The organism is Roseibium marinum, from assembly GCF_002906165.1.
GTDB lineage: Bacteria > Pseudomonadota > Alphaproteobacteria > Rhizobiales > Stappiaceae > Roseibium > Roseibium marinum.
Genome location: NZ_PPCN01000001.1, coordinates 266,686 through 292,965 on the forward strand (window position 1 = coordinate 266,686; position 26,280 = coordinate 292,965).

24 protein-coding genes are annotated in these 26,280 nt (G+C 61.8%); 10 read left to right on the forward strand and 14 right to left on the reverse strand.

The genetic code is table 11. The features are described 5' to 3' along the window. Positions 1–2: 2 nt before the first annotated feature. The 7 genes from tagH to tssA all read right to left on the reverse strand — a co-directional run bounded on the left by tagH (position 3) and on the right by tssA (position 9,201). Positions 3–1,865 carry a type VI secretion system-associated FHA domain protein TagH gene (tagH, locus tag CLV41_RS01195; protein ID WP_103220457.1) on the reverse strand — a complete coding sequence of 621 codons (1,863 nt, stop codon included), beginning with the start codon at positions 1,863–1,865 and terminating at the stop codon, positions 3–5. Then, positions 1,862–2,986 carry a type VI secretion system baseplate subunit TssG gene (gene tssG, locus CLV41_RS01200; RefSeq protein ID WP_103220458.1) on the reverse strand — a complete coding sequence of 375 codons (1,125 nt, stop codon included), beginning with the start codon at positions 2,984–2,986 and terminating at the stop codon, positions 1,862–1,864. The genes tagH and tssG overlap by 4 nt, the downstream gene beginning before the upstream one ends. Further along, on the reverse strand, positions 2,983–4,731 hold the full coding sequence (gene tssF / locus CLV41_RS01205; RefSeq protein ID WP_103220459.1) for a type VI secretion system baseplate subunit TssF: 1,749 nt from the start codon (positions 4,729–4,731) through the stop codon (positions 2,983–2,985). The genes tssG and tssF overlap by 4 nt, the downstream gene beginning before the upstream one ends. 24 nt (positions 4,732–4,755) lie before the next feature. After that, positions 4,756–5,169 (reverse strand): type VI secretion system baseplate subunit TssE, encoded by a 414-nt coding sequence (gene tssE / locus CLV41_RS01210; RefSeq protein ID WP_170107083.1) that lies wholly within the window; start codon positions 5,167–5,169, stop codon positions 4,756–4,758. Between the two features lie 87 nt (positions 5,170–5,256). Beyond that, on the reverse strand, positions 5,257–6,741 hold the full coding sequence (gene tssC / locus CLV41_RS01215; protein ID WP_103220461.1) for a type VI secretion system contractile sheath large subunit: 1,485 nt from the start codon (positions 6,739–6,741) through the stop codon (positions 5,257–5,259). Positions 6,742–6,816: 75 nt separating this feature from the next. After that, positions 6,817–7,338 carry a type VI secretion system contractile sheath small subunit gene (gene tssB / locus CLV41_RS01220; protein ID WP_103220462.1) on the reverse strand — a complete coding sequence of 174 codons (522 nt, stop codon included), beginning with the start codon at positions 7,336–7,338 and terminating at the stop codon, positions 6,817–6,819. A gap of 153 nt (positions 7,339–7,491) precedes the next feature. Continuing rightward, entirely contained in the window at positions 7,492–9,201 is a 1,710-nt protein-coding gene (tssA, locus tag CLV41_RS01225; RefSeq protein ID WP_103220463.1) for a type VI secretion system protein TssA, read from the reverse strand. 186 nt (positions 9,202–9,387) lie between these two features. Between tssA and CLV41_RS01230 the strand changes: the two genes are divergently transcribed. Then, positions 9,388–9,753 carry an STAS domain-containing protein gene (locus CLV41_RS01230; RefSeq protein ID WP_146048472.1) on the forward strand — a complete coding sequence of 122 codons (366 nt, stop codon included), beginning with the start codon at positions 9,388–9,390 and terminating at the stop codon, positions 9,751–9,753. A 303-nt stretch (positions 9,754–10,056) separates the two neighbouring features. Further along, positions 10,057–10,485 carry an ATP-binding protein gene (locus CLV41_RS01235; RefSeq protein ID WP_103220465.1) on the forward strand — a complete coding sequence of 143 codons (429 nt, stop codon included), beginning with the start codon at positions 10,057–10,059 and terminating at the stop codon, positions 10,483–10,485. 1 nt (position 10,486) lies between these two features. Here the strand turns inward: CLV41_RS01235 and CLV41_RS01240 are convergent, their stop codons facing one another. Then, positions 10,487–11,413: a PP2C family protein-serine/threonine phosphatase gene (locus CLV41_RS01240; RefSeq protein WP_103220466.1), complete on the reverse strand. Its 927-nt coding sequence runs from the start codon at positions 11,411–11,413 to the stop codon at positions 10,487–10,489. 323 nt (positions 11,414–11,736) lie between these two features. Between CLV41_RS01240 and CLV41_RS01245 the strand changes: the two genes are divergently transcribed. The 8 genes from CLV41_RS01245 to CLV41_RS01280 all read left to right on the forward strand — a co-directional run bounded on the left by CLV41_RS01245 (position 11,737) and on the right by CLV41_RS01280 (position 18,961). Next, positions 11,737–12,201, forward strand: a complete 465-nt coding sequence (locus CLV41_RS01245) for a ubiquinone biosynthesis methyltransferase UbiE (protein WP_146048473.1) — start codon at positions 11,737–11,739, stop codon at positions 12,199–12,201. Continuing rightward, the gene (locus CLV41_RS01250) at positions 12,198–13,376 is read left to right on the forward strand and encodes a class I SAM-dependent methyltransferase (protein ID WP_103220468.1); all 1,179 of its coding nucleotides are present in this window, start codon (positions 12,198–12,200) and stop codon (positions 13,374–13,376) included. The genes CLV41_RS01245 and CLV41_RS01250 overlap by 4 nt, the downstream gene beginning before the upstream one ends. Next, positions 13,373–15,757 (forward strand): SpoIIE family protein phosphatase, encoded by a 2,385-nt coding sequence (locus tag CLV41_RS01255; RefSeq protein WP_103220469.1) that lies wholly within the window; start codon positions 13,373–13,375, stop codon positions 15,755–15,757. The genes CLV41_RS01250 and CLV41_RS01255 overlap by 4 nt, the downstream gene beginning before the upstream one ends. A gap of 3 nt (positions 15,758–15,760) precedes the next feature. Further along, positions 15,761–16,306: a slr1658 superfamily regulator gene (locus CLV41_RS01260; RefSeq protein ID WP_103220470.1), complete on the forward strand. Its 546-nt coding sequence runs from the start codon at positions 15,761–15,763 to the stop codon at positions 16,304–16,306. Between the two features lie 31 nt (positions 16,307–16,337). Then, entirely contained in the window at positions 16,338–16,676 is a 339-nt protein-coding gene (locus CLV41_RS01265) for a slr1659 superfamily regulator (protein ID WP_103220471.1), read from the forward strand. A 32-nt stretch (positions 16,677–16,708) separates the two neighbouring features. Continuing rightward, positions 16,709–17,161: a hypothetical protein gene (locus CLV41_RS01270; protein ID WP_103220472.1), complete on the forward strand. Its 453-nt coding sequence runs from the start codon at positions 16,709–16,711 to the stop codon at positions 17,159–17,161. A 103-nt stretch (positions 17,162–17,264) separates the two neighbouring features. Continuing rightward, positions 17,265–18,251 (forward strand): amidoligase family protein, encoded by a 987-nt coding sequence (locus tag CLV41_RS01275; RefSeq protein ID WP_103220473.1) that lies wholly within the window; start codon positions 17,265–17,267, stop codon positions 18,249–18,251. Beyond that, entirely contained in the window at positions 18,248–18,961 is a 714-nt protein-coding gene (locus CLV41_RS01280) for a gamma-glutamyl-gamma-aminobutyrate hydrolase family protein (RefSeq protein WP_103220474.1), read from the forward strand. The genes CLV41_RS01275 and CLV41_RS01280 overlap by 4 nt, the downstream gene beginning before the upstream one ends. Positions 18,962–18,975: 14 nt before the next feature. Here CLV41_RS01280 and CLV41_RS01285 read toward each other — a convergent pair whose 3' ends face one another. The 6 genes from CLV41_RS01285 to CLV41_RS01310 are packed head-to-tail and all read right to left on the reverse strand — an operon-like array spanning position 18,976 to position 26,278. Then, the gene (locus CLV41_RS01285) at positions 18,976–20,847 is read right to left on the reverse strand and encodes a CocE/NonD family hydrolase (RefSeq protein WP_235867033.1); all 1,872 of its coding nucleotides are present in this window, start codon (positions 20,845–20,847) and stop codon (positions 18,976–18,978) included. 5 nt (positions 20,848–20,852) lie between these two features. Beyond that, a complete protein-coding gene (locus CLV41_RS01290; protein ID WP_103220475.1) occupies positions 20,853–22,424 on the reverse strand; it encodes an ABC transporter substrate-binding protein in 1,572 nt (523 codons plus the stop codon). 2 nt (positions 22,425–22,426) lie between these two features. After that, the gene (locus tag CLV41_RS01295) at positions 22,427–23,458 is read right to left on the reverse strand and encodes an ABC transporter ATP-binding protein (RefSeq protein ID WP_103220476.1); all 1,032 of its coding nucleotides are present in this window, start codon (positions 23,456–23,458) and stop codon (positions 22,427–22,429) included. Next, the gene (locus tag CLV41_RS01300) at positions 23,458–24,420 is read right to left on the reverse strand and encodes an ABC transporter ATP-binding protein (RefSeq protein WP_103220477.1); all 963 of its coding nucleotides are present in this window, start codon (positions 24,418–24,420) and stop codon (positions 23,458–23,460) included. The genes CLV41_RS01295 and CLV41_RS01300 overlap by 1 nt, the downstream gene beginning before the upstream one ends. After that, positions 24,417–25,310 carry an ABC transporter permease gene (locus tag CLV41_RS01305; RefSeq protein WP_103220478.1) on the reverse strand — a complete coding sequence of 298 codons (894 nt, stop codon included), beginning with the start codon at positions 25,308–25,310 and terminating at the stop codon, positions 24,417–24,419. Before CLV41_RS01305 ends, CLV41_RS01300 begins: the two co-directional genes overlap by 4 nt. Then, positions 25,307–26,278 carry an ABC transporter permease gene (locus CLV41_RS01310; RefSeq protein ID WP_103220479.1) on the reverse strand — a complete coding sequence of 324 codons (972 nt, stop codon included), beginning with the start codon at positions 26,276–26,278 and terminating at the stop codon, positions 25,307–25,309. Before CLV41_RS01310 ends, CLV41_RS01305 begins: the two co-directional genes overlap by 4 nt. Between the last annotated feature and the right edge of the window lie 2 nt (positions 26,279–26,280).

Here is a 26,280-nt window from a genome sequence, read left to right on the forward strand (position 1 = left end):
TGTCATTTCTTTCTGTTCTCCCAAAATGTCTTTGACTGCTGGCGGACCTGTTCCTCCTCGATCTGGACAAAGGCTTCGGCAATCGTCTGCCGGATGACCGCGTCGAAATCGGCCCGCAGGCGGTCGTGCTTTTCTTTCGCCGCGTCCCATTTGCCGCGCCGTGACCCGAGACCCTTGAGACGCAGACCGCCGTCATCCTCCTCGCCCGCCAGCGTTTCGGGAGACAGGCTCTCGAACAGCAGCCGCATGGCGCGTTGTGTCGCCGCGACGGTGAGCATGGTGTGGGACTGCAGATCCTTGAACGCTTCGCGGGCGGCTTCCGCCGGAGCCAGGAAGCCGCCCTGTCGCGCGAACAGCATCTCGTCAAGGGCGAGTTCGCCAACGTTGAAATGCTTGAAGGGATTGTTTTCTTCCGGCTGTATTCGCGTCTCGTACATCCGGAATTCCGTTTTCAGCGATTTGCGCGCGTTCAGGAGCGCAATCAGCCCGTTGGCCAGTTCCTGAACCATTTCCCCGGCCGCGCGGGCGATTTCAGCCTGTTCGTCTTTGTCAATGGCCGCATCGGAAAATCCGAGGCCGGCCAGCAGGGCCTGAAAGACCGCGGGATCCGATACCGTGCCGGATGAAGCCGCCGGGCCCGGAATAGCCTGATTTCTTGCAGGCATCGCGGACCGCGGTATCGGGCTTGCCATCGCGGGATTTGGCGGAACGGAATTTACCGGCCCGGCGGGCAGGTCTTGTGATCTGGCTTTTTGCGCAAGTTCCACCTCCCGCTGCTCGCGGCGTTTGCGGAGCGCATCCACAGGATTGAGCGGTGGTTCGGCGCTCTCTTCGTCCGGGTGCGGCGCTGACGGGCTGCGTACGGGCTGCGGCAGCGGAGGAACGGCGGATGCCGAGGCGGCGGATTTCAAGCCGGGATCGATATTTCCGAGAATACGGGCCGGTTGACCTTGCCGGCTTGCACCGCCCGTCGGTCCGGCCGGAAAGCCTGAATACGGGCTTGCGGCGGGCACCGGCGGGTCTCCAAGATCCGCCAGATTCGGTAAAACCGGGGCGGAGGGCGTGGGTGGTGCCGGTGTTCGGGCACCGGTCAGCGCGGACAGGAAATCCTCCGGGATAAAGTCGGATGGCGTTTGCGCCGCGGCCGGCGTTTCCACCCTCACAGTTGGCTGCGGAGCGGGAATGGGCGGCAGGGCCGACACGGGCAAGCCGCCCGGTATGACGGGGTCCGGCGCGATCGGCGCAGACAGCTGCGGCACGGCAGGAAGCTCCGGGCCGGAGTGCCCGGCGGGTTGGAAGCGGGTCATGTCATGCGCGTGCGGGGGGGAAACCGGCGCGGCATAGGCAACCGGCTCGGGAATGCCAGCCTGGGGAACCTGTACCGAGGCTACCGGCCTCAGGGTTTCCGCCTGGCCGCCGCCAAGATGATCGAGCGGATCAAGAGAGGCGCTCTGCGCATGACTTGCCCCGGATGTATCGATCCGCAGGGGAACGGCGGCGGCCGTGGTCTGCTTCGCCGGCATGGTGGTGAAGGGACTGGTCTGTGCCGCGGCGCCCGCGCGAATGCTTTCCACCCCGATCTGATAGGGGCCGGCGCGCAGCTTCATGCCCGGGGAAAGACTGACAGCCCTGCCCCGTCCGACCGGCGCCGGCTGGCCCTCCAGAAAGGTGCCGTTGGTGCTTTCATCCACCAGAACGAACGTATCGTTCTGGTAAAGGATCCGGGCATGGATCGAAGACAGGTGCCGGTCCGGGTCCGGCAGCACCCAGTCGCATTTCCGCGACCGGCCAAAAGCGCCGCCATTCGGCCCGAATTGATGGCGGGACCCGATCGGTTCGCAAATCAGTGTCAGGGAAGCGCTCATGACGATGCCAGGCTCCTTTCCGCGGCTGCGCGGGCAGGGAAGGGCATGATCGGATGATCGCCGGCGATGTCCGGAACAGGCGGGATCTCAGGACTGTCCGGGTAGGTTCCACCGGTGCGCACCGGTGCGAGGTGAACCTTGTTCTCCAGAGGGCCGCCCTCGCCATCAGACAGCCAGAGATTGTTGCCGAGCCGCGCAGCGCCGAGCTGCCCCGCCTCCATTCCCTCGGTTTCATAAAAAAACTCAAGATCCCAGTCGATGGGATCGCGGACCACCATGGTCAGGAGATCGGTCAGCACCGCATGTTGTTCGCCGCCGGGAAGAAAGTCCTTCAGCACCTCGTATGGCGCCGGTCCCAGCCTGAGCCGGAACTTGCCGAGATCGTCTTCGACCTGCTCTCCCAGAACCATGTCCGCCCCCAGCAGCGAATTGCCGAGACCGAGCGACATGCGAGATTGAGGCGGGACATCGACGATCCGGGGCACGAATTCGATGATTTCGGAGGGGATGCCGAAAAAACTCGTCAGCATCGACGCGATTGCATCCGGTGAATTGGCGTAATGGGACATCAGCCCCACATGGGGCAGGATGGCCGCGCGCGAGATATCGCCGAGCTTTTCCCGCTCATCGACCGGAAATCCGCAAAGCGCCAGCAGGCATTGCGAGGTGGTATCCAGCCCATGACCTTCATAGCGCATGAAATGCCTGGACTTGCGCCAGATGTCATTGAGCAGCGTGATGAAGCGGTGATTGAACAGATCGAGCAGGTCCTCCACCGCGGAAGGGGTCTCGTCCTGTTCGATGATCCGCTCCGTGACATAGGGCGGGAGTGGGGAGGAGGGGCCGTAGAGCCCGAAAAAATTGACCCTGACATCGTAGCGGCCGGACTGCCCGTCATAGGCAAGGGCGGACACGTCGCTCGGGCCGAAGCTGAGCGAACGGCTTGCCCGGAACCGCATGACTTCCCGCTCCGGATCGAAGCCCGGACCCATCTTGTGGATCTGCGGATGCTGCAAGCCGATCAGGTAGAGAGCCTGATAGAACTGTGTGCGCTCGAGCGTCTCCGCCAGCGCCATGTCGGCCGGTTTCGCGACCGCTTCGGGGGAAGAGAGAACGGTCATACCAGCGCGGCCTCTCCGGACGAGGGTGACCAGCGGTGAATGACATTCGCATCCGTCCCGACGACGGTCAGTTGATGCAGGCTGTTGATGCTTGCATAGGATTTCAGGAACCGGTTGAGGACGGTGCCGAAGAGAAAGAGTTCGGACTCGCCGCCCATGGCTGTTTCGGAAAGCGACAGGATGATTTCGTAGGCGCGTGTCGGACGCCCCTGGCGGAAGATATCGACGGACCTGCGCTCGAATTTGTGAAAATTCTGCAGCAGCAATTCCCGCTGAAGGGCTGCCTGCTTGTCGACATAGGCCCGGAAATCATAGGCTCCGACCACGGTTTTCAAGGCTTCCACATCGATCAGCGACGCGTAATTGCGGGACAGATTGGCAATCAGCGTCCACAGAACCTGATTGTCCAGAGGCGGCGGCACCTCCGTCTGGATCGGCGTGATGTTGCGGAATTCCAGTTTCGCGGGCGTGGAGGACGTCGGCTGATTGACCGTCCCCAGGCCGAACCGTGCCGCGTGTTCGCCGTTGGAGCACAGCAGCTTGAGGGAAACGGTCTCCGTGGGCGGCAGGCCGTTTTCATTCAGGCGCGTGACGAACGAAATATAGTGGTCGACACCGTTTCCAAGCACCGACGGCCGGATGCCCGTGCGGTAGTAGAGTGTCTGTTCATCCCGGCTGACGCCGTCATGGGTGAAGCTCTCGAAAGCCTGGTAGTCGACTTTCCTGCTGCTGCCCTGAACCCATCCGGTGACGTCCGTAACCTCGTGGACGCTGAAAAGGGAACGGCTGCCTGACGCCCGGACCGGATATTCCGTGCGGTCGTGAGCGACATGCAGCGCCTGTCCCTCCGCTTCGAACAGATTGATCGCCGGCACGGTGTTCAGCGAAAAGGCGTCCCTGGTGATGCGGTCCTGATTGTTGAACCGTTGCGAAAAATTGAAAACGAGCTGGAACTCGTCGACAGTCTGGCCGGCAAAAGCCTCCAGGCCGTGCAGGCGCACATACATGAATTTGTCCGGGCAGGCGAAATACTCCTGCATGATGCGGAAGCCGTCGAAGGCCCCGTCCGGATAGGGCAGTGTGGACTGGGACCGCTCGAATCCGACCGGTTCCACGCGGATCCCGGTTCTGAGGGCACCGCCGCTGTGCGGAACGAATTCCACCGAGCTGAGCCGCTCCATGAGCTGAAGGTAGAGCTGGCGCGACAGGTTGACATCGTCGCTGGCGCCGAGGAACACCTGCAGCGGCGCTTCGCCCAGGACCTGCAGGCCCTTGCCGGCCAGTTTGCGGAAGCCGAGCGTGAGCCTGGCGCTGTCCCTGCGGTTCTCCAGATCCGACGACGTCAGCTCTAGCGGCAGAACCTTCAGCTCGCAGCGGGTCTGGAACCGGACGGCGCTGCCTTCCAGCGGTCTCGTCTGAACGAAGGTTCCCCTGGGTACCCTTGTCGACAGGTCGGAGGTTTCCGCGGCCTGTTTGAATTCAATATTGGTGATCGGCGGAACAGGTCTGAGGTAATGCGGCCAGACGAGCTTCAGGAGGTTCAGCGCAACTTCCGGCATTTCCGCGTCGAGACGCTGGCGCAGCCGGCCGACCAGAAAGGCGAATCCTTCCATCAGCCGCTCGACGTCCGGGTCCAGGGGATCGTTGGCGAGAAATTTCGACAGCCGTGGATTGGCCTTGGCGAAAACCCGGCCCATCTCTTTCAGGTAGTTCAGCTCGTCGCGATAATAGGAATTGACCGCCATGATCGAAGATTGCCCCTGGTGCCCTTAAGCGGTCACCCGTATTTGTCCGCTGTTGTCCAGAATGGAATCGAACCGGATCCGCTTTGAACTTCCGCCGAGATCCAGTTCGGCTTCCACGTTGAAAAGGAAGTCGAGCGGCTTGTCGGCGTCCTCGACCGCCCGGACGACCGGATTGCGCAACCGCGGTTCGAAGCTGCGGATCTGGCGCTCGATGTCCCGGCAGATTTCCGAAGCGGTGTCCTTGTGCGACGTGGAGACCGAATTGAAGTCGCTCAGACCGTAGTCCGGACAGGTTTCGCAGCAGCCCGCGGAGCTGTTCAGCAGGATCCGCAGATCTTCCAGAACACTTTCCAGAACAGCGGCTTCGAATTCGTCGGCATTCCGGTAGTGCAAGCCCGTGACGTCATTTTCCAGCCGTTGAAACAAACTCACAGCCATTTTGGGAAACTCTCTTCCATGCAGCACAGGTGCCAGCCGCTGGCTGGCACCTGTCATGGGTGTTGAAGCGGGGAGCAAGGACCGCTATCAGGCCTTGTCCAGCTTGCCTTTCAGCGACAGCGTGAAGTCCGCGCCCATGTATTTGAAGTGCGGCTGCACGCCCATGGAGACGCTGTACCAGCCCGGTTCCCCCTCGACATCCGACACGGTGATCTGGGCCTTGCGCAGCGGCCGGCGCGAACGCACGTCGGCGGACGGGTTGTCCTGATCGGACACATACTGCCGGATCCAGCTGTTCAGTTCCGATTCAAGCTCGCCGCGGTCTTTCCAGCTGCCGATATTCTCCCGCTGAAGCACCTTGATGTAATGCGCCAGGCGGTTGATGATCATCATGTAGGGAAGCTGCGTGCCGAGCTTGTAGTTGAGCTCCGCATCCTTGCCTTCCGGCGAATTGCCGAAGAATTTCGGCTTCTGCACGGAGTTGGCGGAGAAGAAGGCGGCATTGTCGCTGCCCTTGCGCATGGTCAGCGAAATGAAGCCCTGTTCGGCGAGCTCGTATTCCTTGCGGTCGGAGACCAGAACTTCCGTCGGGATCTTGGATTGAAGCTGACCCATCGCCTCGAACGAGTGAACCGGCAGGTCTTCCACCGCACCACCCGACTGCGGACCGATGATGTTCGGGCACCAGCGGTATTTCGCGAAACTGTCCGTCAGCTTTGTCGCAAGGGCGAAGGAGGCGTTGCCCCAAAGATAGTTGTCGCTGTTGCTGGTGGCATCTTCTTCGTAGTTGAACGCTTTGACCGGCGAGGTTTCCGGTCCGTAGGGTGTCCGCAGCATGAAACGCGGCATCGCCAGGGCGAAGTAACGCGCGTCTTCCGATTCACGGAAGGAGTTCCACTTGGCGTATTTCGGCCCTTCGAAAATGGACTCCATGTCCTTCAGGTTCGGAATTTCCTCGAAACTGTCGACGCCGAACATGGACGGCGCCGTGCCCGCGATGAACGGGGCATGCGCCATGGAGCCGACGCTGGCGCAATACTGGGCCAGCTTGATGTCGGGGGCGTTCGGGCCGAAGTCGTAGTTGGTGACGATGGCGCCGACCGGCTGTCCGCCGAACTGGCCGTATTCAGCGGTATAGACGTGTTTGTAGAGGCCGGACTTGACCACTTCGGGGCTGTCTTCGAAATCCTCCAGAAGCTCGTCCTTCGAGACGCTCATCATCTCGACCTTGATGTTCTGGCGGAAGTCGGTCCGGTCGATGACGAACTTCAGGCTGCGCCAGGCGGATTCAAGGGTTTTGAAATCGTCATGATGAAGGATCTGGTCGACCTGTGTGGAAAGTTTCTGGTCGATTTCCGCGATCATCATGTCGATCGCCGCACCGTTGACCTGCGTGTCTCCGGCCGCCGGCTTGAGCAGTTCTGAAATAAACGCGGCCACGCCCTTGCGGGCGACATCATAGCCGTCATCGGCGGGCGTCAGTTTGGTTTCCTGAAGAATCTGATCCAGTAGGGATGCGTCGAGTTCTTCAGTCTGGCCTGCAGCGCCCTGCTGTGCGTCAAGGTCTGTCATGTGTCATCTCGTCAATTGGAAGAAGTCGAATAGGCGTGATCGAAACCGTTCGCGGCTACGCCATGGCTTGCCGGATCACTCCGACCCGTCTTTGCCGCCGTCCGCCGCATTGGTCAGTTCGGAAAGAAGCTTTTCGCGCGCCGCTTCGTCACCAAGGACGCCCTGGATGGCCTTGCGGAATGCCGGGACGTTGCCGAGCGGCCCCTTCAGGGCGACGAGAGCTTCGCGCAGTTCGAGAAGCTTGTTGAGCTCAGGGGTCTGGCGGACGATCGATTCCGGTGTGAAATCACCCAGATTGTCGAATTTCAGGGAAACGGACAGATTTTCCGGCTCGCCGCCTTCCGGCGTATCGGCGAGCTTGTTTTCCGTGGACATGTCCAGGGAAAGGTCATGGCTCTTCATGACTTCGTTGAAGTTGTCCTTGTTGATGTTGATGAGTGTCCGGTCTTCGATCGGAGTGTCGTCAGCCCGCAACGTATAGTCGCCGAGCATGACCATTTTCAACGGCAGCTCGACTTCCTCTTTCGCATCACCGGTTGCCGGTTTGTATTTGATGTTCACCCGTTCCTTGGGTGCTACCGAAGCTTCCTTTGCCATCACGTCCCCCGTAGTCAAACAGACTTGATTTGGCCGGGATACTGTTTCCCGCGCCCTTGAATTGAAAATTCCAATCATTCCTACTGGCTGTATGTGTCAGTTCTATTTAGTCGGCTGAAAATTCTGATCTTTCTTCGCGCAAAACCTTGTCGGCTACTTCCGTCCGGCGAGTTCCGCCGCCTCTGCAACGTCAAGCAGGGACAGGGTTTCCATCAGGTTTGCCCGCAGCTTCAACGCATCGGCGTCCGGCAGCATCTGTTTCGCGTTCTTGTGGCCAAGGCTCTGCCAGGACAGTCTGGCAAGGGCGATGGCGAGCTCCGGCTCCCAATGCGCAAGGTCTCTTTCCACCGCAATGGCGCGCAAGGAGCCGAGCAGCGCGAACAGGGGGTGAACCAGGTCGAACCGCAGGCAGAATTCGCCGATCTTGAGCTGCGCCTTGAACCAGTCGCGGCCGGCACCGCACCCCGACACGTGGTTCTTGAGCACCGTAAGTCCGTCGGCGGGTTTTCCCGCAAGCGCCTGCTGGACGGCGGCCGAAAAGGCCTTGTCGAGGTCCGATCCTGAGGGAACCGATCCTCCGCCTCCGCCTGCCTGGACTTCCCGCGCCACCCACTCCCGCGTCTCCATGCTGGCGAAAGCCGTGCCGTCGCTGAAGGTCAGGCCCGCGATATCCGGCACGCGCCGCAGAAAGGCGGACAGCTCGCTGACGACCAGCAGGCGGGCGGCCTCGTAGGCTGGCCCTGCCCCGGTCATGGCTTCGGCCAGAAAAAATTGCGTATCCAGCCAGAAGGGAGACGTGACAAACGCGGATTCCGCCGAATTGATCAGACCTTCCGTGTTCCCCGCCGATTTAAGCGCGGCGATTTCGGCGATCTTGTTTTTCTGAGGCGGCGGCAGCGCGGTTTTGCCGTTCTGGTGCGGGGGCGGACCCTCAACCGTACCCCAGAGGGCGAAGCGGGCGGCGTGATAGCCCCTGGCGTCGGTAAGAGCCTCGCGCCGGAGGGTTGATGCGGCTTTGGTGGCAGCATTGAAAACACTCTGGATCGCGGCACTGGCGTTCGACGTATCGACCTCGATAGGCGCAACGGACGTCACCGGCGCGGGGGCCGGAGGCGCCGGGGTGGCTGCTGCGGGGGCGGCCGCCGCAGGTTGAGGCGTCTCGACCGCCGCACTTTGTGCCGATCCGTCCGCCGCTGCCTGATCGGCCTGTGCCGATGCCTCTTCTGCCGGAGGCGGGGGCGCCGCCGCTGCCGCTGCCGCTTCCGCCGCCTTCCTGACTTCTTCCAGGGTGGCCTTGGCATCCCTTGCATAGGGGCGGAGCGCGCGTACCAGCGGACCGAGCGCAACCTGGGATTTGGTCATCTTCTGTTCAAGGCTGTTGTCCAGTTCGAGCAGGGCTTCGTGCGCGACATGGACTTCGGCGTTTGCCTTGCCGTCCGGCTTCTTCGCCTCGACCATCGGCGCCAGTTTTTCGGCGAGCCAATCGAAAGCGCCCGCCCTGCCGCGCTCCCGCCGGACGGGCGGGATCATCGTTTCCCAGTGAGCGCCGGTCATGTCGCGCAAAATGACGAGCCCCACCGCCAGACCCCGGTAGCCTTCCTCGACGAAGAGCCCGAAAGCCAGCCGGGTGGCCAGCACCAGATCCTTCGACGACGATTGCAGCACCTTGACGGTGTCGTCGTTCAGCTGCTTCCACCTCACCGCGTTCGGGCCGCCGGTTTCCATCTTGCGGAATTCGCTTTCCAGGGACTCGAATTCAGCGCTTTCGCGAAAATCTTCCTGCGTTTCCGGATTTTCGAGCGCGGCAAGACCCACGCCGATTCTGGGATCTTCAAGTGTCGCCAAGGGATCTTCACCGGCCATGAGGGCACTCCGGGTCGTTGAGATGCGGGAAACGGCGGTCGAAAACTGTGCCGATTCCCAATCTCGTAACGGCTTGCGTGTGACACCTTTATAAAACTTACAAGATTCAGGCCGAGATTGCGGTGATGCGCATCGGCGCAGCGCTTGAAGACGGATGCCTCCGGTCCGTCGGTTTAGGGATTGGCAATGACAGCAGATACGTCTGAAATCACGATCGAACACCGGACAGAAGAAGGATTTGCCGTCGTATCTCCCGCGGGCAAACTGGACACGCTCAGCGCCAGGACCTTCGAGGCCTATCTCAAGAGCCTTGTGGAGCAAAAGTCCGGGACGCTGCTGATCGATATGGAAAAGGTCGATTATGTGACCAGTTTCGGGCTGCGGTCGCTGCTCATAATCGCCAAGCTGCTGGCGCCGTCCGGGGACAAGCTGGTCCTGTTCCAGGTCAACCCGTCCGTATACGAGGTCCTGAAAATATCCGGCTTCCTGAAGATCCTGAAAGTGGCAGATACCCTGGCCGAAGCCGGGGAAATGGCCGGCCGGACCGGATAAGGGACGGGCTTTTCAAAAAATCCAGACCGGCAGGGCTAGAGCACTTTAAAAGAATACGGAGTCGCTTGATGGGATTTTATCAGCCTATATCCAAGACGCGGATCGCAGCGCGATGCGGGGCATCGGGCAAGATCCGCAGCGCCGGAGATGGGCTGATAAAATCCACCGAAGGTTCGTTTTTCACGCCGGCCGGACAGCGTTGCGGTCAGCTTGTGGCCAGAAAGGCCACGGTTCTGAGCGCGCCTTGCCGGCAGACCCGAAAAACGGGTCAAGCGGCTCCGTATTCTTTTAAAGTGCTCTAGTATGGCTGCGGATGTCGAAACGGTAATTGTTCGAAACGATATTGCGGAACTTCCCGCGGTCTATGCCGCCCTGGAAGCCTTTGCCGGAACAGTCGGGCTGACCGACGCAGTCCGGCGCACGCTGCTTCTCGTCGTCGAGGAACTGTTCAGCAACACGGTGTCCTATGGCTATCCCGACGGCGGCAAGGACGAGATCGAAGTCTCGGCGGCGCTCGGACCGGACCATGTCGAACTGACACTGGCGGACAGGGCCTTGCCATTCGACAGCAGCGCCCCGCCGGCGGGGCCGGCTGAAGTTGACGACCTTGACGCGATGGGGATCGGCGGCCTCGGCCTGTTCCTGGTTCACCAGTTCGCCGATACGGTCGTCACCGAAAGGACCGGCGGGGTCAACCGGACACGGGTGTTGCTGCCGACCCGTCCCGATTGACCTAAAACGAAAATTCCACCATGGAAAAATCATCCGGCAGCGGAGCGGTGTGGTTGAAGGCGGCAAGCCAGTCATAGATGGCTCGCGGGACGGCGCCGTTCACCGCCCGGACTTTTTCCGCAAGCCGGTCCCATGTGAGCGTCGCCCCGGTTTCGTCCTCGATCTCGTAGGTGCCGTCGCTGATGACCAGCAGCCGGTCTCCCGGCTGTATCTGGAAACTCCCGCCATCAAACGGCATGTCCGCGAGCGCGCCGATGACCATTCCGTCCGGCGTACCGAGGCCGGTCACCTCCTCGCCGTCCGGTGTGCGTCTCAGGTGTATCGCCGCGGGATGACCGCCCGAGGCGTAAAAAAGCCTTCCCGTGGAGCGTTGAAAGACGCCGTACCAGATGGTGAAGAACATGTTGTTCTGCCGGTCCATCGGAAAGGCATTGTTGAGTTTCGCCAGAACATCCGGCGGATCGCGAAAATCGGTGGCGGCCAGCGCATTGGTCCGCAGCACGTTGATGATGGCGACGGACAACAGGGCAGCGCCGACCCCGTGACCGCACACGTCGATGAGATAGATCGCGAAATGATCCTCATCCAGGTCGTGATAGCCGAACGAATCGCCACCCAGTTCGGTTGACGGCACGAGCAGCCAGTCCGCCCGCGGCCCGGCGGATCTTTTGTCCGGCAGGATGGAATGCAGGTAGTTTCCGGCGTCGCGCAGCTCCGCTTCCAGGCGTTCCTGGGTTCTGGTGAGCAGGATATTGTATTCGGCCAGCTGATCCTCGACAGCTTCTCCGTGCTCTATCGTCGCCTCGTAGAGCAGTTGCAGGTCTTCATGGTCGGCCCGGAGCTCTTCAAGGTCCCGTCGCAATTGGCGGACCTCCTCCTGCGGATCGGTCGAACGGCAGACGGCGCTGGAAGAATTTTTGCTGGTCATGGTCCACTCATGATGCCCTTGGTTGCCTGGCCCGGCCCCGGGCGCAAGGAGGCAAGTCGAAGATTAAGCTCGGCTCTTTTGCCGATAATGAAGGAAATCGACGTGAGCGTTTGCTGTTGATAAATCCTTGGCAATGAGCGACACCGTATTGTTAAATACATGAATTACCGATGACACGAATGATAACGGCGTAATTTCCAGGTTCATTGTAAAACCGCATCCCACTGCACAGGGGTGCAATGGATTACGCCAACGGGGGAATAGAAATGCCTGCAACTTCTGAAGGCTCATTGCCGCGGCCGGATTTGCCGCAGATGCTTCAGATGGATTTGGATATCGGGGATTTTTGCTCAAACTGGGCACATTGCGATCTTCTCTCGGCATATCTGGCCCGGATGGTCAGCCACAACCGGCTTGATTCCCTCCTGTTTTCAAATCTCTACTCGTCCGCCCTGAACGAATTGCTGGAAACCGTCTTCAGGGTTCACGGCAAGTCCGGCAAGCTGGAATGCTCGGTTCGGCGGCGGGACGGCCTGGACCGGATCGAACTGGTTTTTCCGGCGGACGAAGAGACCTTCCGGGTTTACCGGGAAGCGATCGAAAAACTGTCCGGCGGCAATGCGGAAAAGCTGTATCTGGAGGCGTTGTTCACCGAGGACGAACCGGATGCGAGCCTCGGACTTCTGGAACTCGGCGTCGACTACGGCGCCAGGCTCTCCATCGACCGGACCGCGGACGGCCGGATGTGTTTGGTTGCCGAACTCGCGCTTGAGGACGAAAAAGAATGATTGCGGAAAAAACCACCCAGGCGTTTCAGTGGACCTATAACGAAAACGATCAGGAGTTCGCCCTGCACGGCAGCCTTCGCCCGCAGAACGCGGAAGAGCTGAGCGGCTGCATTTCAGAGCTCGAGCATTCGGTCGCCAATGTGAGCGGCAAGTTCTACGTGAATGTCCGCCGTCTGGTACGGATGAACAATGTCGCCTTCCAGGCCTTCGCCTGCAAGATCCTGGATCTGGTGCACGGCCGCAGCGATCTGAATGTCCACGTGACCACGTCGAGTGTGGTTGGCTGGGCGACCCGGAAATTCGCGGTTCTCGAAACCATGTCAGACAAGATCACGGTCAGCGAATACGACAGCGAGTTCTACCCCGGGCAGTCCTTTGTCGAGGACAGCGAGTTCATCCACGTTCTGCGCACCCAGACGAAACTGACGTGGCATCATGAAAAGGACCTGCTGCGCAAGCACGGCCTGAAGCCGGGTATGCAGGTTGCCGACATCTGCTGCGGGATCGGAGATTTCGCGGTCCTGATGCAGAAGGAATTCAGCCCGGACCGGCTGGTCGCACTGGATCATTCCAAATCGAGCCTCGACTACGCGCGCCAGGTCGCGGCGGATTTCGGCATCAAGGGGATCGACTATGTTTTCGGCGATGCCGCCGACATGCTGCTGGAGGACGATCAGTTCGATTTCGTGACCTGCAGGCATTCCCTCCAGGTGTTCGACCGGCCCGAGCTGATCCTCAAGGAACTGTTCCGCATCTGCAAGCCGGGCGGCCGCGTCTACGTCAGCAACGAGAAGAATTCCCACTGCCTGGGCGAACCGCGCGGCGAGTCGATCCAGTGGACCTATAACGAGGTCGCCAAACTCTGGCACCATTTCGACATGGATATCGAAATCGGGCCGAAAAGCCGGCGCCTGATGCTTGAAGGCGGGTTCGAGGACGTGACCATCGGATCCTTCATGGTCACCAGCACGGATGGTGACCCGCAGGGCTTCGCCGATGTCATTGCATCGTGGAAAAACCTCTTCGCCGGCAAGATGGCAAGCGAACGCGGTGACGACGCGGCCTTCGTCGAACGCTTCGCCAAGGGGTTCGACGACCACATATTCGCGGCGCTTCACCCCAAAGGTTATGCCGGCTGGCCGATCTGGGTGGCCTCGGGGCGTAAACCACTATGACAACACCGGCAACCACTTCACCGAACGAAAGGCAGATCGGCCGCTTTTCGCTGCGCAGCTTCCGCGCCAAATTCATGCTGGTCGTGGGCGCCGCCGTGCTGTTCGACCTTGCGCTCGCGGGCGGGATCGGCATCTGGAACGTCCAGCGGCTTTCCAGGGACGCCACGCAGCAGGTCGGTGACGGTCTCACCACCGCGACCGAGGAATATCTCCAGACCTATATCGACACGACGGCGTTCCGGGCCGATCTGCTGATCGAGCGGGTGCACTCGGAGCTCGCGACGCTCGCCACCACCATGCAGACGCTGATCGATCATCCTGAAATCCAGGACGCGGTCGGCGATACCGTTGCCGGCAGCCCGGAATTTTCCTCGCCCCTGGCCTATGACGCCAAGGGAGGCTGGGCCCAGAACGGGGCCGGTGTGCCCTCGGCCGTCAGCGTCTGGGGGTATCTGCTCGACGAAAACAGGCAACCGGTGCCGAAAGCCGCCGAGGAGCTGAAAAAGAGTGCCTTCCTCAGCCTCGTCGGACCTTCGATGATGGCAACGGGCGCGCCGAAGCTGCAGATCTATTATGTCGGCCCGAAAGACGCCTCGATCATGCGGGCGACACCCTATTCCGAACAGGCGCAGACATTCGATCTGCTCTATCCGGGGCATAACGAAGGCCCGAATTTCTGGGATTTCTTTTTCCCCGGCGTCTACGAGGGTTGGCAGGGCTGGATCGACGACCCGTCCTCGAAACCGGTCGACTCCAACATCGTCACCACGGCGCCCTATGTCGACGCGATCACCGGTGAACTGATCGTCAGTTTCTTTCATCCGCTGTGGAGCGGCGACCGCAAGGAACTGGCCGGCATGGTGGCGGTCGACATCACCCTTGAACAGCTCACATCGCTGGTTGAGAGCCTTGAAATTTCCGAGACCGGATTCGGGTTCCTGGCCATGTCCGACGGCAATGTTGTGGCGACCAACAGCATAGGCGAGGAAACGCTGGGCCTCGTCTCCACCGATGTCAGCGGCCAGGGCGTTACCGGGGTCAACCGGAACCTGAAGGAAAGCAGCCAGGGCGCGATCGCCTCGCTTGAGCTCAATGCCACCCATGACACGGTCATCGAACATATCTTCCTCGATCAGGGCGGCGAGGAAGTGCCCTATCTCCTCGTGCTCAAGCAGCTCAATCCCACCAATCTGTGGGATGGCGCGGGCATCACCAGTGAGACGATGACCCTCGGGTTCGTCGTCTCGGAGCGGGAGATCTACCAGTCCCTGATCGACGCGACCGACAATATCTCCGCGGCGACAGCACGCATTTTGAACTACCAGATCATCGCGTTCTTCTTCAGTATCGTCGTGGTCTTCCTGGCTGTCTATGCGATCTCGGGCCGTATCACCAAGGGCCTGTCACGCCTGGCCGATGCCGCAAGGGCCCTGCAGAACAAGGACTATTCCGTCCGGGTTGAAATCCCCACGCGCGACGAGGTGGCGGCCGTCGGACTGGCGTTCAACCGCATGGCGGAAGAGATCAGCTATCACACCGAAAACCTGGAGAATCTGGTCGAGGAACGCACCAGGAAGCTTGAAACCGCCAACAGCGAGATCGTTGCGCTCAATGCGCGCCTGAAGTCCGAAAACAGCAGGCTGGGCGCGGAACTCGACGTTGCCAGGCGTATTCAGGAAATGGTGCTTCCGCGCCGCAGCGAGCTGGAGGTCATCCCGCAGATCGAGATCGCCGCCTTCATGGAACCGGCGGACGAGGTCGGCGGAGACTATTACGACGTCCTGTTCGACGGCGAGCACATCAAGGTCGGCATCGGCGACGTGACCGGGCACGGCCTGGAAAGCGGCGTCCTGATGCTGATGGTCCAGTCGGTCGCCCTGGCGCTGCAGGAAAAGGGTGACAGGGATCCAGTCGCCTTCCTCGATGTCCTGAACCGGGCGGTCTACAAAAACATCACCAGAACCCGCTCCGACAAGCACCTGACACTGGCCTTTGTCGATTACTTCGAGGGCAAGGTGACATTGTCGGGCCAGCACGAAGAGGTTCTGATCATCCGCGCGAACGGCGAGACGGAACGCATCGACACGATCGATCTCGGCTTCCCTGTGGGGCTTGAAGAGGACATCTCGCCCTTCGTGGCCACGCTGGTCATGCCCTTCGGCCCGGAGGACATTCTCATCCTGCACACGGACGGCATCACCGAGGCGGAAAACGAAAAGGGCGAGATGTTCGGCATCGATCGGCTCAGCGAGAGTGCACACGAAAACCGGCTGAAATCCGCAAAGGGTATTGCGGAAGCGGTCATAACTGATGTCAAGTCGCATATCGGCGGATACAAAGTATTCGATGACATCACGCTTGTCGTTCTGAAGCATAGGTAGGGTATGGTCGAGGATTACGGAATAACGGCTGCAGTCAATGGTGCCGATGCCAAGCGCTTTGCCCTCAAATTAATGGCGGAGCCGCTGGAGCTGAGCTGGCATCACTGCGGTGTCACCTCCGATTTCATCGGTGAGTATTTCAGCCGGGCGTGTGACGGGAACGTGGATCCAGTGGACGCCCGCCATAGCATCAGCTACATGATCAACGAAATCCTGGAAAACGCCATCAAGTTCCGAAAAGGCGGCGATATCGAAATTGTCGGCAGTCTGGATGGCGGAACGTTTGAAATCCTGATCAAGAACCGGATCGATGCGCGGACAGCGGAAAGCTTTAAAGGGCACCTGACGAAACTGCTCGAACGCGAGCCCGGAGAGCTGTTGCTGGAACGCATCGAGGAAAATGCCCTTGATCCGGACTCGACCGGTTCGGGACTTGGAATCCTCACGCTCATGAGCGATTACGAAGCCAAATTGGGCTGGTCTTTCGCGTCCGAGCATGTAACTGAAGGCGTTGAGTTGACGACTTATGCGTCTTTGCGACTTTCCTGATCGCTGAAATATTCCGAAGGAAGATACCAAAATGGAAATCAGCACGAACGATTACCGCGTTTGGACTGAAGGTTCGACCATCCACTATGAAGGTACGATGCGGCTTTCCGGCACGGATGCCTATGCACCGATCCTGGAAGCCATGAATTCCATTCTCGCCTCCAAGCCGGAACTCATCACACTGGATCTGACCAGCCTGGAGTTTCTCAACAGCTCGGGCATCAACCTGCTTGCCAAATTCACCATTGAAATCAGGAAGCAGCCTGAAGTCGGCGTCCGGGTACTCGGATCGAAATCGATCCCCTGGCAGTCGAAATCCCTCCGCAACCTGCAGCGTCTGCACCCCGCGCTGGAACTGACCATTTCCTGACGTCACACGGCCAGTCGCCCGGAGGTGTCCGGATGCAACCTCACCTGGAACGCCTGCTGCGGAACAGTCTTTTCCTGTTCAAAGCCTGCGCGGGCGCAGCACGTCATGCCGCCCTGCCGTTGGCGCTTCTGACCGGGGCCTGCCAGTCCGATGCGCATAATGCCCGGCTTGAAAGCGAATTTATCGGCCGGACGACCGCGGCGTTTTTCGCCGAATACGGCCCGCCCGACCAGGTGATCGCCCTGGAGCAGGACCTCAAGAGAGATGCCACCGACCGGGTTCTTGACCGCGAAGACCCGAAGGAACTGGTTTATTACTGGTCTTCCGGCAAACGAAAATCCGCGAAAGCTCCTGTCCCCTCCGCCGATGTCTGCGACCTGGCAATCCTCACCAGCGCCGGGGGCGAGATTCTCGTGATCGAAGCCCAGGACAAGGGCGGCGGCATCGAAGCGGCGAAGGCCCGCTGCGCGGCACATATCAGGTAGGAATACCCCGCTGCCGCAGCGGAGCTGAGAGCTGCGCGTCTTCCCGAAAGTTGGAACGGATCTCCATTTCAGGCGTTTTCCCCGCAACAGCGGGGTAAAGCGCATGAAGTTTGCTGAATTGAACAAGACAGAGCGGCCCGGACTTTCCGGCGCGGCGCAATCCGGCTCACAGATCACACCGGAATGCGCGCGGCGCGTCGGTGTCGAGATTGAATTCGGCGGCCTGACCGCGCTTCAGGCTGCCGAATTCATCCGTGCGGACCTGGGCGGAAGCATCGAGAAGAAGGACAGTCATCGCTACCGGCTCACCGGCACCGAACTGGGTGACCTCACGGTCGAACTCGACAGCAAATATGTGCACAGCGAGGACGACGCGTCGGACCTGGAACGCAAGGTTCGCAGTCTCGCCGGCGACATGACCGGTTCTATCGTTCCGACCGAACTGGTCACCGACCCTTTGCCGGTCTCGCGGATCGCGGACATCGACGCGCTGCTTGACCGTCTCGTTGCCGCTGGCGCGCTTGGTACGCAGCATCTGCATCTTGCCTGCGGGCTGCATCTCAATGTCGAGTGGACCGGCCGGGAGGTCCTGCCGATCCTGCGTATCCTGCAGGCCTATCTGATCAGTGCACCGGACCTGCGCCGGGAGATCGCACCGGATCGTGTGAGGACTTTGCTGCCGTTTATCGGCCGGTTTCCACAGGACTACGAAGCCAGGATACTGGACCCGGACTATCAGCCGGATTTTGCGCGCTTTGCCGCCGATTACTGCCGGGCCAACCCGAGCAAGAACAGGGAACTGGATCTGCTGCCACTGCTCGCATCGATAGATGAAGGCGCTGTCGCCGATGCGCTCGGTCATCCGCCGGAGGCGGTGCGCCCTGCGTTTCACTACCGTCTGCCCAATGCCTCCCTTGGCGCACGCAACTGGTCGATCGAAAAGGAATGGGATCGCTGGCTGTCGGTCGAGGCACTGGCAGCGGATGAGGACAGACTGGCGGCTGCTCTGTCTGCAAGGCAGGAGCGTCAAAGAGCGCCGGAATCAGGCGGAACACTCACCCAGATACTCAATCGGGTGATCGGCAAATGAAACCGCTGATCGGAGTTTCGACCTCCGCGCGCGGAGGCTGGCGGTCATTTCTGGCGATCCGCTTCGCGCTCTGGCGCGCCGGGGCGACCGCAAGGCGCATCACCGCCGGAAAACCCTATGACCTGGACGAGCTCGACGGCGTCATCGCCGGCGGCGGCGACGATATTTCGGCGACGCTCTACGGTGGGGCCCTGATACCGGATGTCCGGCTCGATCCGCAGCGCGATGCGCTGGAGTTGCAGCTCATCCGCTCGGCGGTCAGCCGCGGACTGCCCGTTCTGGGGATCTGCCGCGGCGCGCAGATGATCAACGTTGCGCTTGGTGGCACTCTTCACGCCGACGTATGGGAGGCGTTCAAAAGCGCACCGGAAATGCGAACCGTGCTGCCGCGCAAACGGATCACGGTTTTGGAAAGCTCCTGGCTCGACACGATCCTGGAGTGCGACGGCTGCCGCGTGAACGCCTTGCACCACCAGTCGGTGGACAAGATCGGACACGGCCTCAGAGTGAGTGCCAGGGACGACTACGGCATCATTCAGGCAATCGAGTCGGTCTCCCGGCCGCAAGTCCTCGGCGTCCAGTGGCATCCCGAACTGATGCCTTTCACCTCCAATCAATTGCGGCTGTTCTCCTGGCTCGCGGACACCGCCGGAAACCGCAAGCCCGAACCCGGGCACTTCATGCCCGGGTTCGGGCGCCAGGCCGGTTGATCGCGCGGGGCGCCTTAAAGCACATGAAGTCTCAGGACGGATCCGTCCGGGCCGAAATGAATGGTGTTGGTCGCGGTGCGCATGTGCCGGGACTGACCTTCCGGCTCGCCCGTGTTGGGATTGACGTCATATTTCGGAAAGTTCGAGGAGGAAATGTCGAGCCTCAGGCGATGCCCTTTGGCGAAACGGTTTGCCGTCGCGAAGGGCGTGATCTCGATGCTGAATGCACCGGTCGCCGCATCGACCGGCTTCGGCTGTTCGAAGCCGTCGCGGTAGCGGACGCGGAAAATGCCGTCGGTTATGTTGAGCGCATAGCCGTTCGGATAGTCGCGTGAAGGCGGGTAGACATCGATCAGCTTGGCGGTGAAGTCCGTATCCGGCGCGTCGGTGGAGACCAGAAGGCGTACGGTCACGGGGCCGACGACGATGAGATCCTCTTCCAGTGGATCGGCTTCGAAGCACAACACGTCGCGCCGCGCCTTCAGAGGCTGGCCTGGGTTGCGGCATCCGAAAAACTCCGGCGCTTCGATCTGGTCGAAGCCGCCTCCGGTGAAGATCGGTTCGCCTGAGGTGAGCGCGCCACCGATGGTGGGCACCGGATCGCGCGGATCGAAATCGTAGGAAAGCCTTTCGTCCAGGACAGGTGGCCGTTCATCGAGCCGCATGCCGGGATGCAGGTGAAGGTCGAGCGGCACCGCTCCCGGCACAGGCCAGTCCGGCGCCTCGCACCACATGCCGCCGTGATCGAGATGACCTTCGGCCGTCTTCCGGCCGGAGCCGCCGCCCATGAGGAAATAGTGGACCCGTCTCTCCTGACCCGTCCCGGCCTCTCCCTTCAGCCAGTGTGCGAACCAGCGCAGACGGTAAGTCAGCCAGTCGGCGTCGATCTGCCCGTCGAGCGTGGCGGCGGGACCGAAATCGACATCGCCGAATACGCTGCGCGAACGGTTGCCGTGGGTCCACGGACCCATGATCAGGGCGCTCGGCCGCTCGGCCTTCAGGCCGGCATGATTTTCCAGCGCGGTCTGGACATAGGTGTCGTACCAGCTCGACATGAAGACGATCGGGATTCTCGGGATGGATTGATAGTGCCCGGCCGCCCACAGGCCAATCTTCTTCCAGAAGCCGTCGAAGGTTCCGTTCTGCCACTGATCGAGCAGATACCGCTCGTAATCGGGATCCCACTGCAACGGCGAGCGTCCGGCCGTCCACGGCATGCGCCCCATCCATCCTTGCAGGTCCTCCTGGGACAGAGCGTCGCGGATGGTCGGGTCGCGCAGGGCGGCCGGGCTTTCCATTGCGTGGTTATAGGCCCAGATCGCCTGCTTCAGTTCGAAGGCGCCACCCTGGCGGATGCCGCAGGTGAACGCGTTGGAAAAGCCGCCGGAATCCAGAACCATGCAGGCAAGTCCCGGCGGGTTGAGACAGGCAAGCGCCATCTGGGTATGGGCGGCATAGCTGAGGCCCATGGTGCCTATCCGGCCGGAGCAAAAGGGCTGGCCGGTGATCCACGCCATGGTGTCATAGCCGTCCTCGCCCTCATGCACATATTTGGTGAACGTGCCTTCCGAACCATGGCGGCCGCGGCAGTCCTGAAAGACGGCCGCATAGCCTTCCCGCACCAGCCGGGTCGCAAGCGCCTCCCGTGTCATCGGCACCGGGTCGTCCACGGAGAATTCGGTCCTGGGCGTGCCGCTTTTGTTGTAGGGCGTGCGCTCCAGGATCACCGGGCGGGAATCCTCCGCCACCCGGCCGCTTGAGGCCGGGCGGTAGATATCCGTCGCCAGCCGGACGCCGTCGCGCATCGTCACCATGACGTTGCGATGCACGGCGACATCGTCGGCGAGGAGAACCGCCGGCCCCAGGCCGGCGTCTGCTTCCGGCATTTGGCTCACTCGACTTTTTCCACTGCTTGCGGCAGGGTGGCTTCGGCCAGTCCGCCCTTGATGGAAAGGCCGTCCTTCATCGCCCAATGCACCTTCTGCCAGTACAGCGGTACGACGGGTTCGCCGGCGAAGACCATGACAGTGGCATCGGCCAGCAACGCGTTGCGCTTGGCCGGATCGAATTCCTGCATGGCAACGTCAAGGGCTGCGTCGAACTCCGGATCGGAGAACCGTACCCGGTTGAAGGAACCCTTCTTGGCGTCCTTGTCGTAGGTGTGCAGCAGGCTCAACAGAAGCGGCGCGGTGGTCGGGGTCGAAGCCCCCAGCGAGAAGACAAATGCGCCGTAGTCGCCATTGGTCGCGGCCTTGGAATAAACGTTGTAGGGCAATGCCTCGACGCCGTTCACCTTCAGGCCGCCTCGCGCCAACATCTGTCCGAGCGCCTGAACCAGATCCGCGTCGCCCGGAAAACGGTTGTTCGACGAGGAGAGAGTGATCCCGAATCCGTCCGGATATCCGGCCTCCGCAAGCAGTTGCGCCGCCTTTTCGACGTCACGCCCGTCGGGGCCAAGATCGTCGGCATGGCCGCCAAGCCCCGGAGCGCCGATCTGGCCCGCCGGAATGCCGGACCCGCCGAGAATGCGGTCGACGATAAGCTCGCGGTCGATCATCAGCGAGATCGCCTTGCGCACGCGGGCATCCCTGAACGGATTCTCCGGCAGCGGATTGCCTTCCAGGTCCGTGACGCCCGGCGCCTGGTCCCCGCGCATGGACAGGCCCAGATAGATGACGCGCCCGCTCGCCGTTGAGACGACATGCATGCCCTCCGTCTTGGCGAACCAGCCGATATCCTCCGGTGGAACCGCGTCGATCAGGTCGACGGCGCCCGACAGCAGCGCGGAGACGCGGGCCGCGTCGTTGGAGATGAAGCGGATTTCGACATCCTTGAAATCGGGCTTGTCGCCCCAGTAGCCGTCATAACCTTCCAGTTTGAGCGCCTCGTTCGGCGACCAGCTGATGAACTTGTAGGGACCGGTACCGATCGCGGCCTTGCCGGAGTTGAAGTCGTCGGAGGTCATGCCGTCCGTTGCCGCTTTCGAAACCATGAAGACGCGGCCGATATCCTCCATCAGCGTCGGCGCCGGGGCGTTGGTGGTGATCCTGATCGTGTGGTCGTCCAGCTTCTCCATGGCGGCGATCGCCGAGACCATGTCGGTGAACGGAGCCGGGCTGTTGGGCACTTCGTCCGTGCGCTCCAGCGAGAAGATCACGTCATCCGCCGTGAAGGGCGACCCGTCATGGAAGGTGACGCCGGGCCGCAGGCTGATCTCCCAGGTCAGCGGATCGAGGTTTTTCCAGCTTTCGGCAAGACCCGGCTGCATCTGCAGGTTCTCGTCGAAATCGGCCAGCCGCCCGAAGATCATCGTCGCGGTCATCTGGTTGTTGCCAGTCCGCGAGAACTGCGGGTCGATCGAGCTCTGCTCGCTGGCGCGGCCGATGGTCAGGTCCGCCGCCTGGGCGGGCAGGGCCGCTGCCGCCAGAAGCGCCGCAAGGGCTGTACGTCTAAGGAATTTCATGGTCACTCTCCCTGTCTGGATGGGGTGTCGATAAGTCCGTTTCCGTCATTGAGGTGGCAGGCCACGTCCTGCCCGGCGCCGACCTGCTTCAAGGCCGGCCGCTCGAGGCGGCAACGGTCGAAGGCGTGCGGGCAACGGGGATGGAAGTGGCAGCCCGGGGGCGGGTTCACGGGCGAGGGGATTTCACCCTTGATGGCCGTGAACCGCCGGCCGCGGCGGTCGAGCCGTGGAATTTCTTCCAGAAGCGCCGCGGTATAGGGATGACGCGGCGCGTCGAACACGGTGTCGGCGGGCGATATTTCGACCACCCGGCCAAGATACATGATGACGACGCGGTCCGAGATGTGGCGCACCACCGAAAGATCGTGGCTGATGAACAGCAGCGTCAGGTTGAACTGCCGGCGCAGGTCCATGAACAGATTGATGACCTGCGCCTGGATCGAAACATCAAGCGCCGCGATGCTTTCATCGCAAATGAGGAAATCGGGATTGACCGCCAGCGCACGGGCAATGCCGATGCGCTGGCGCTGGCCACCGGAAAACTGATGCGGGTAACGGTCGGCCATAGTGGGATCCAGCCCGACCGTCGCCAGCAGTTTTCCGACCTCGGCGCGAACCTCCCTGCGCGGTATCAGCCCGTGCACGCGCGGTGCCTCGCCGATGATCTCCGACACCCGCTTGCGCGGGTTCAGCGATGACATGGGGTCCTGAAAAATGATCTGCGTGGCAAGGCGCATCTTGCGGGCGTCCGCGCCCCTGAGCGCGCGGATATCCTGCCCATCGCGGGTGATACGGCCCTCCGACGGCGGCAGCATGCCGGCGATGACGCGGCCCAGGGTCGATTTTCCGCAGCCGGATTCGCCGACGAGGCCGACCACTTCTCCGCGATGAATGTGCAGGTCGACCCCATCGAGGGCGTGAACGGTCGCCGGTTCGGTGGCGGCGCCCAGCCGGATGGCAAGCCGTTCGGCGAAGTCGGGCTTGTGACGGAAGCGTTTGGAGACGCCCTCGGCGGCGGCGAGAATATCGGTCATCACGAGCTCCCCAGCGGATAAAAGCAACGCCAGCGCCTTGGCGCCGCGCAGGTTTCCGGAACGTCGTTCACACAGAGATCGCCCGCATGGTCGCAGCGCGGCCGGAAGGCGCAGCCTTCGGGCCGGTGGAGGGCGGACGGCGCGCTGCCGCGGATCTGCCGCAGGGGTTTGCCGCGTTCGTTGGCGATGGGCGCCGAGGCGACCAGCCCGCTGGTATAGGGATGGCGCGGAGTGTCGAGCACGTCGTCCCTCGGTCCTTCCTCGACGATCCGGCCGGCATACATGACGGCGATCCGGTCGGCGAGGCCGGCGACGACGCCCAGATCGTGGCTGATCCAGATGAGGCCCATGCCCATTTCGGCGGCCAGGCCCTGGACCTCGGAGAGGATTTGCGACTGGATGGTCACGTCGAGCGCCGTGGTCGGCTCGTCGGCGATGATCAGGTCCGGCTCGTGCAGCAGGGCGGTGGCGATGGCGACGCGCTGGCGCATGCCACCGGAAAATTCATGCGGATAGGCGTCGAGCCGTTCCTCCGGGCGCGGAATACCGACCCGGCCGAGGGCATCGCGCGCCTTCGCGCGGGCGTCCGCGCGGGACATGCGCCGGTGGGCCAGGACGGTCTCGACCATCTGCGTTCCGATGGAAAGTACCGGGTTGAGGGTCATCATCGGATCCTGGAAAATCATCGCGATCCGGTCGCCGCGCAACGCGCGCAGCCGGGCTTCGGAGGCGGCGCGAAGGTCTTCGCCATTGAAGCGGATGGTGCCGCCGACCACTTTTCCGGGCGGATCGACGAGACCGAGTATCGAAAATCCTGTGATCGATTTGCCCGAGCCGCTTTCACCGACGAGACCGATGATCTCGCCCTTGGCGAGAGAAAAGCTCACGCCGTCCACCGCCTTGACCGTACCGGCCGGGGTTTCGAACCAGGTCTTGAGTTCGCTCACTTCCAGAAGGGTCATGCCGCAAGCCTCGGGTTCAGGACGGCCCGCAATCTGTCGCCGACGACATTGATCGAGAAGATCAGCGTCAGCAGCAGCAGGCCGGGAAAGACGCTCATCCAGTAAAGCCCGGCCAGAAGGACGTGATAGCCGTTGGCGATCAGAAGCCCGAGCGAGGGCTCGGTGATCGGCAGGCCGATGCCGAGAAAGGAAAGCGTTGCTTCCGCGGCGATGGCATGCGCCACCTGGATCGTGCCGACGATGATCAGCGGCGGCAGGCAGTTTGGCAGCAGGTGATGAAAGAGGATGCGCGGCGAGGAAAGTCCGAGGCATCGGGCCGCCTCCACGTAGTCCTTGCCGGTCTCCACCATGGCTGCGGCCCTCACGGTCCGGGCGAAGAATGCCCACTGAACGAAGACGAGGGCGAGGATCACCTTCCAGGTGCCCTGGCCGAAGGCGACCATGATCATCAGCGCGACGAGGATCTTTGGAAAGCCCAGCATCAGGTCGACGAGGCGCATGATCAGCGTGTCGAGCCACTTGCCGAAATAGGCGGCGGCAAGACCGAGCGTGGTGCCGATCGTCAGGGCGATAACGCCGGCCGTGACGCCGACGGCCAGCGACGTGCGCAGGCCATAGAGCATGGCCGACAGCATGTCGCGGCCCTGGGTGTCCGTCCCCAGGAGATAGGTCATGCCGTTATAGCCGACCGAGCCCGGCGGCAGCTTGGCGTCGAAAATATCGATTTCCTTCAGGTCATAGGGGTTCTGCGGCGCGAGCACCGGCGCGAAGATTGCCGCCAGAACCAGCAGCACGCAGATGACCAGGGCGATCGCGGCCTTTGGGCTGGCGGCGATGCCCCGACCAGCGCGTGCGATCAGGCTTTCGCCCGGGAGCCGGAGAAGGGTCATGCGGCGCGGCTCCGGATGCGGGGGTCGAGAAGGGAGTAGGCAACGTCGACCGCCAGGTTGATCGCGATGAACAGCGTCACCATCACCAGGATGTAGGCGACGACGACGGGCCGGTCCAAGGCGTTGATGGAATCGATGATCAGCTTGCCGACGCCCGGCCAGGCGAAGATGGTCTCCGTTACCACCGCGAAGGCCACCAGCGTGCCGAACTCGATGCCGATGACGGTGACGATCGGGATCAGGATGATCTTCATCACGTGAACCAGCAGAATGCGGCGTTCGCTGAGGCCGCGGGCGCGGGCGAATTTCACGAAGTCGAGCGGCAGGGTCTCCTGAACGCCCGTCCGCGTCAGCCGGATGATCACCGCCATGTTGCCGAGCGAAAGGTTGATCGCCGGCAGGATCAGGTGGCGGATGCCGTCCCAGGAGGCGAAACTCGTGGTGATGCCGAAGATCGTCCCCGGCTCGCCGCGTCCGGTGGAAGGCAGCCAGCCGAGCCAGACGGCGAAAATCATGATCAGCATCATGCCCTGCCAGAAATGCGGCAGGGAAAAGCCAAGGATTGACCCGGTCATGACGCTTTCGTCGACCATTGTTCCGGGGCGGTTTCCAGCCCACAGACCCATTGGCAGCCCGATCAGCAGCGACATCAGCAAAGCCGTGATCGTCAGCTCCAGAGTCGCCGGCAGGCGCTCGAAGATCACCTCCATCGCCGGCCGGTTATAGACGAAGGAATTGCCGAAATCGCCATGCAGCGCGGCCCACAGGAAGCGGCCGTACTGGACGGGAAGCGGCAGGTCGAGACCGAGAGACCGCGCGACCTGGGCCCGTTCCGCCTCCGAGGCGTCGGAGGGAAGCAGGATCTCCAGCGGATCGCCGATGGCATAGACCGCGACGAACACGATCAGCGACGTCGCGAACAGCACCATGACGGCCTGCATCAGGCGGCGGATGACGAAAGTCGTCATGG

What these genes read in the sequence shown, in the direction of transcription:
- tagH (WP_103220457.1), bottom strand. Translation starts at nt 1,865, where the DNA reads ATGAGCGCTTCCCTGACACTGATTTGCGAACCGATCGGGTCCCGCCAT.
- tssG (WP_103220458.1), bottom strand. Translation starts at nt 2,986, where the DNA reads ATGACCGTTCTCTCTTCCCCCGAAGCGGTCGCGAAACCGGCCGACATG.
- tssF (WP_103220459.1), bottom strand. Translation starts at nt 4,731, where the DNA reads ATGGCGGTCAATTCCTATTATCGCGACGAGCTGAACTACCTGAAAGAG.
- tssE (WP_170107083.1), bottom strand. Translation starts at nt 5,169, where the DNA reads ATGGCTGTGAGTTTGTTTCAACGGCTGGAAAATGACGTCACGGGCTTG.
- tssC (WP_103220461.1), bottom strand. Translation starts at nt 6,741, where the DNA reads ATGACAGACCTTGACGCACAGCAGGGCGCTGCAGGCCAGACTGAAGAA.
- tssB (WP_103220462.1), bottom strand. Translation starts at nt 7,338, where the DNA reads ATGGCAAAGGAAGCTTCGGTAGCACCCAAGGAACGGGTGAACATCAAA.
- tssA (WP_103220463.1), bottom strand. Translation starts at nt 9,201, where the DNA reads ATGGCCGGTGAAGATCCCTTGGCGACACTTGAAGATCCCAGAATCGGC.
- CLV41_RS01230 (WP_146048472.1), top strand. Translation starts at nt 9,388, where the DNA reads ATGACAGCAGATACGTCTGAAATCACGATCGAACACCGGACAGAAGAA.
- CLV41_RS01235 (WP_103220465.1), top strand. Translation starts at nt 10,057, where the DNA reads ATGGCTGCGGATGTCGAAACGGTAATTGTTCGAAACGATATTGCGGAA.
- CLV41_RS01240 (WP_103220466.1), bottom strand. Translation starts at nt 11,413, where the DNA reads ATGACCAGCAAAAATTCTTCCAGCGCCGTCTGCCGTTCGACCGATCCG.
- CLV41_RS01245 (WP_146048473.1), top strand. Translation starts at nt 11,737, where the DNA reads ATGGATTTGGATATCGGGGATTTTTGCTCAAACTGGGCACATTGCGAT.
- CLV41_RS01250 (WP_103220468.1), top strand. Translation starts at nt 12,198, where the DNA reads ATGATTGCGGAAAAAACCACCCAGGCGTTTCAGTGGACCTATAACGAA.
- CLV41_RS01255 (WP_103220469.1), top strand. Translation starts at nt 13,373, where the DNA reads ATGACAACACCGGCAACCACTTCACCGAACGAAAGGCAGATCGGCCGC.
- CLV41_RS01260 (WP_103220470.1), top strand. Translation starts at nt 15,761, where the DNA reads ATGGTCGAGGATTACGGAATAACGGCTGCAGTCAATGGTGCCGATGCC.
- CLV41_RS01265 (WP_103220471.1), top strand. Translation starts at nt 16,338, where the DNA reads ATGGAAATCAGCACGAACGATTACCGCGTTTGGACTGAAGGTTCGACC.
- CLV41_RS01270 (WP_103220472.1), top strand. Translation starts at nt 16,709, where the DNA reads ATGCAACCTCACCTGGAACGCCTGCTGCGGAACAGTCTTTTCCTGTTC.
- CLV41_RS01275 (WP_103220473.1), top strand. Translation starts at nt 17,265, where the DNA reads ATGAAGTTTGCTGAATTGAACAAGACAGAGCGGCCCGGACTTTCCGGC.
- CLV41_RS01280 (WP_103220474.1), top strand. Translation starts at nt 18,248, where the DNA reads ATGAAACCGCTGATCGGAGTTTCGACCTCCGCGCGCGGAGGCTGGCGG.
- CLV41_RS01285 (WP_235867033.1), bottom strand. Translation starts at nt 20,847, where the DNA reads ATGCCGGAAGCAGACGCCGGCCTGGGGCCGGCGGTTCTCCTCGCCGAC.
- CLV41_RS01290 (WP_103220475.1), bottom strand. Translation starts at nt 22,424, where the DNA reads ATGAAATTCCTTAGACGTACAGCCCTTGCGGCGCTTCTGGCGGCAGCG.
- CLV41_RS01295 (WP_103220476.1), bottom strand. Translation starts at nt 23,458, where the DNA reads ATGACCGATATTCTCGCCGCCGCCGAGGGCGTCTCCAAACGCTTCCGT.
- CLV41_RS01300 (WP_103220477.1), bottom strand. Translation starts at nt 24,420, where the DNA reads ATGACCCTTCTGGAAGTGAGCGAACTCAAGACCTGGTTCGAAACCCCG.
- CLV41_RS01305 (WP_103220478.1), bottom strand. Translation starts at nt 25,310, where the DNA reads ATGACCCTTCTCCGGCTCCCGGGCGAAAGCCTGATCGCACGCGCTGGT.
- CLV41_RS01310 (WP_103220479.1), bottom strand. Translation starts at nt 26,278, where the DNA reads ATGACGACTTTCGTCATCCGCCGCCTGATGCAGGCCGTCATGGTGCTG.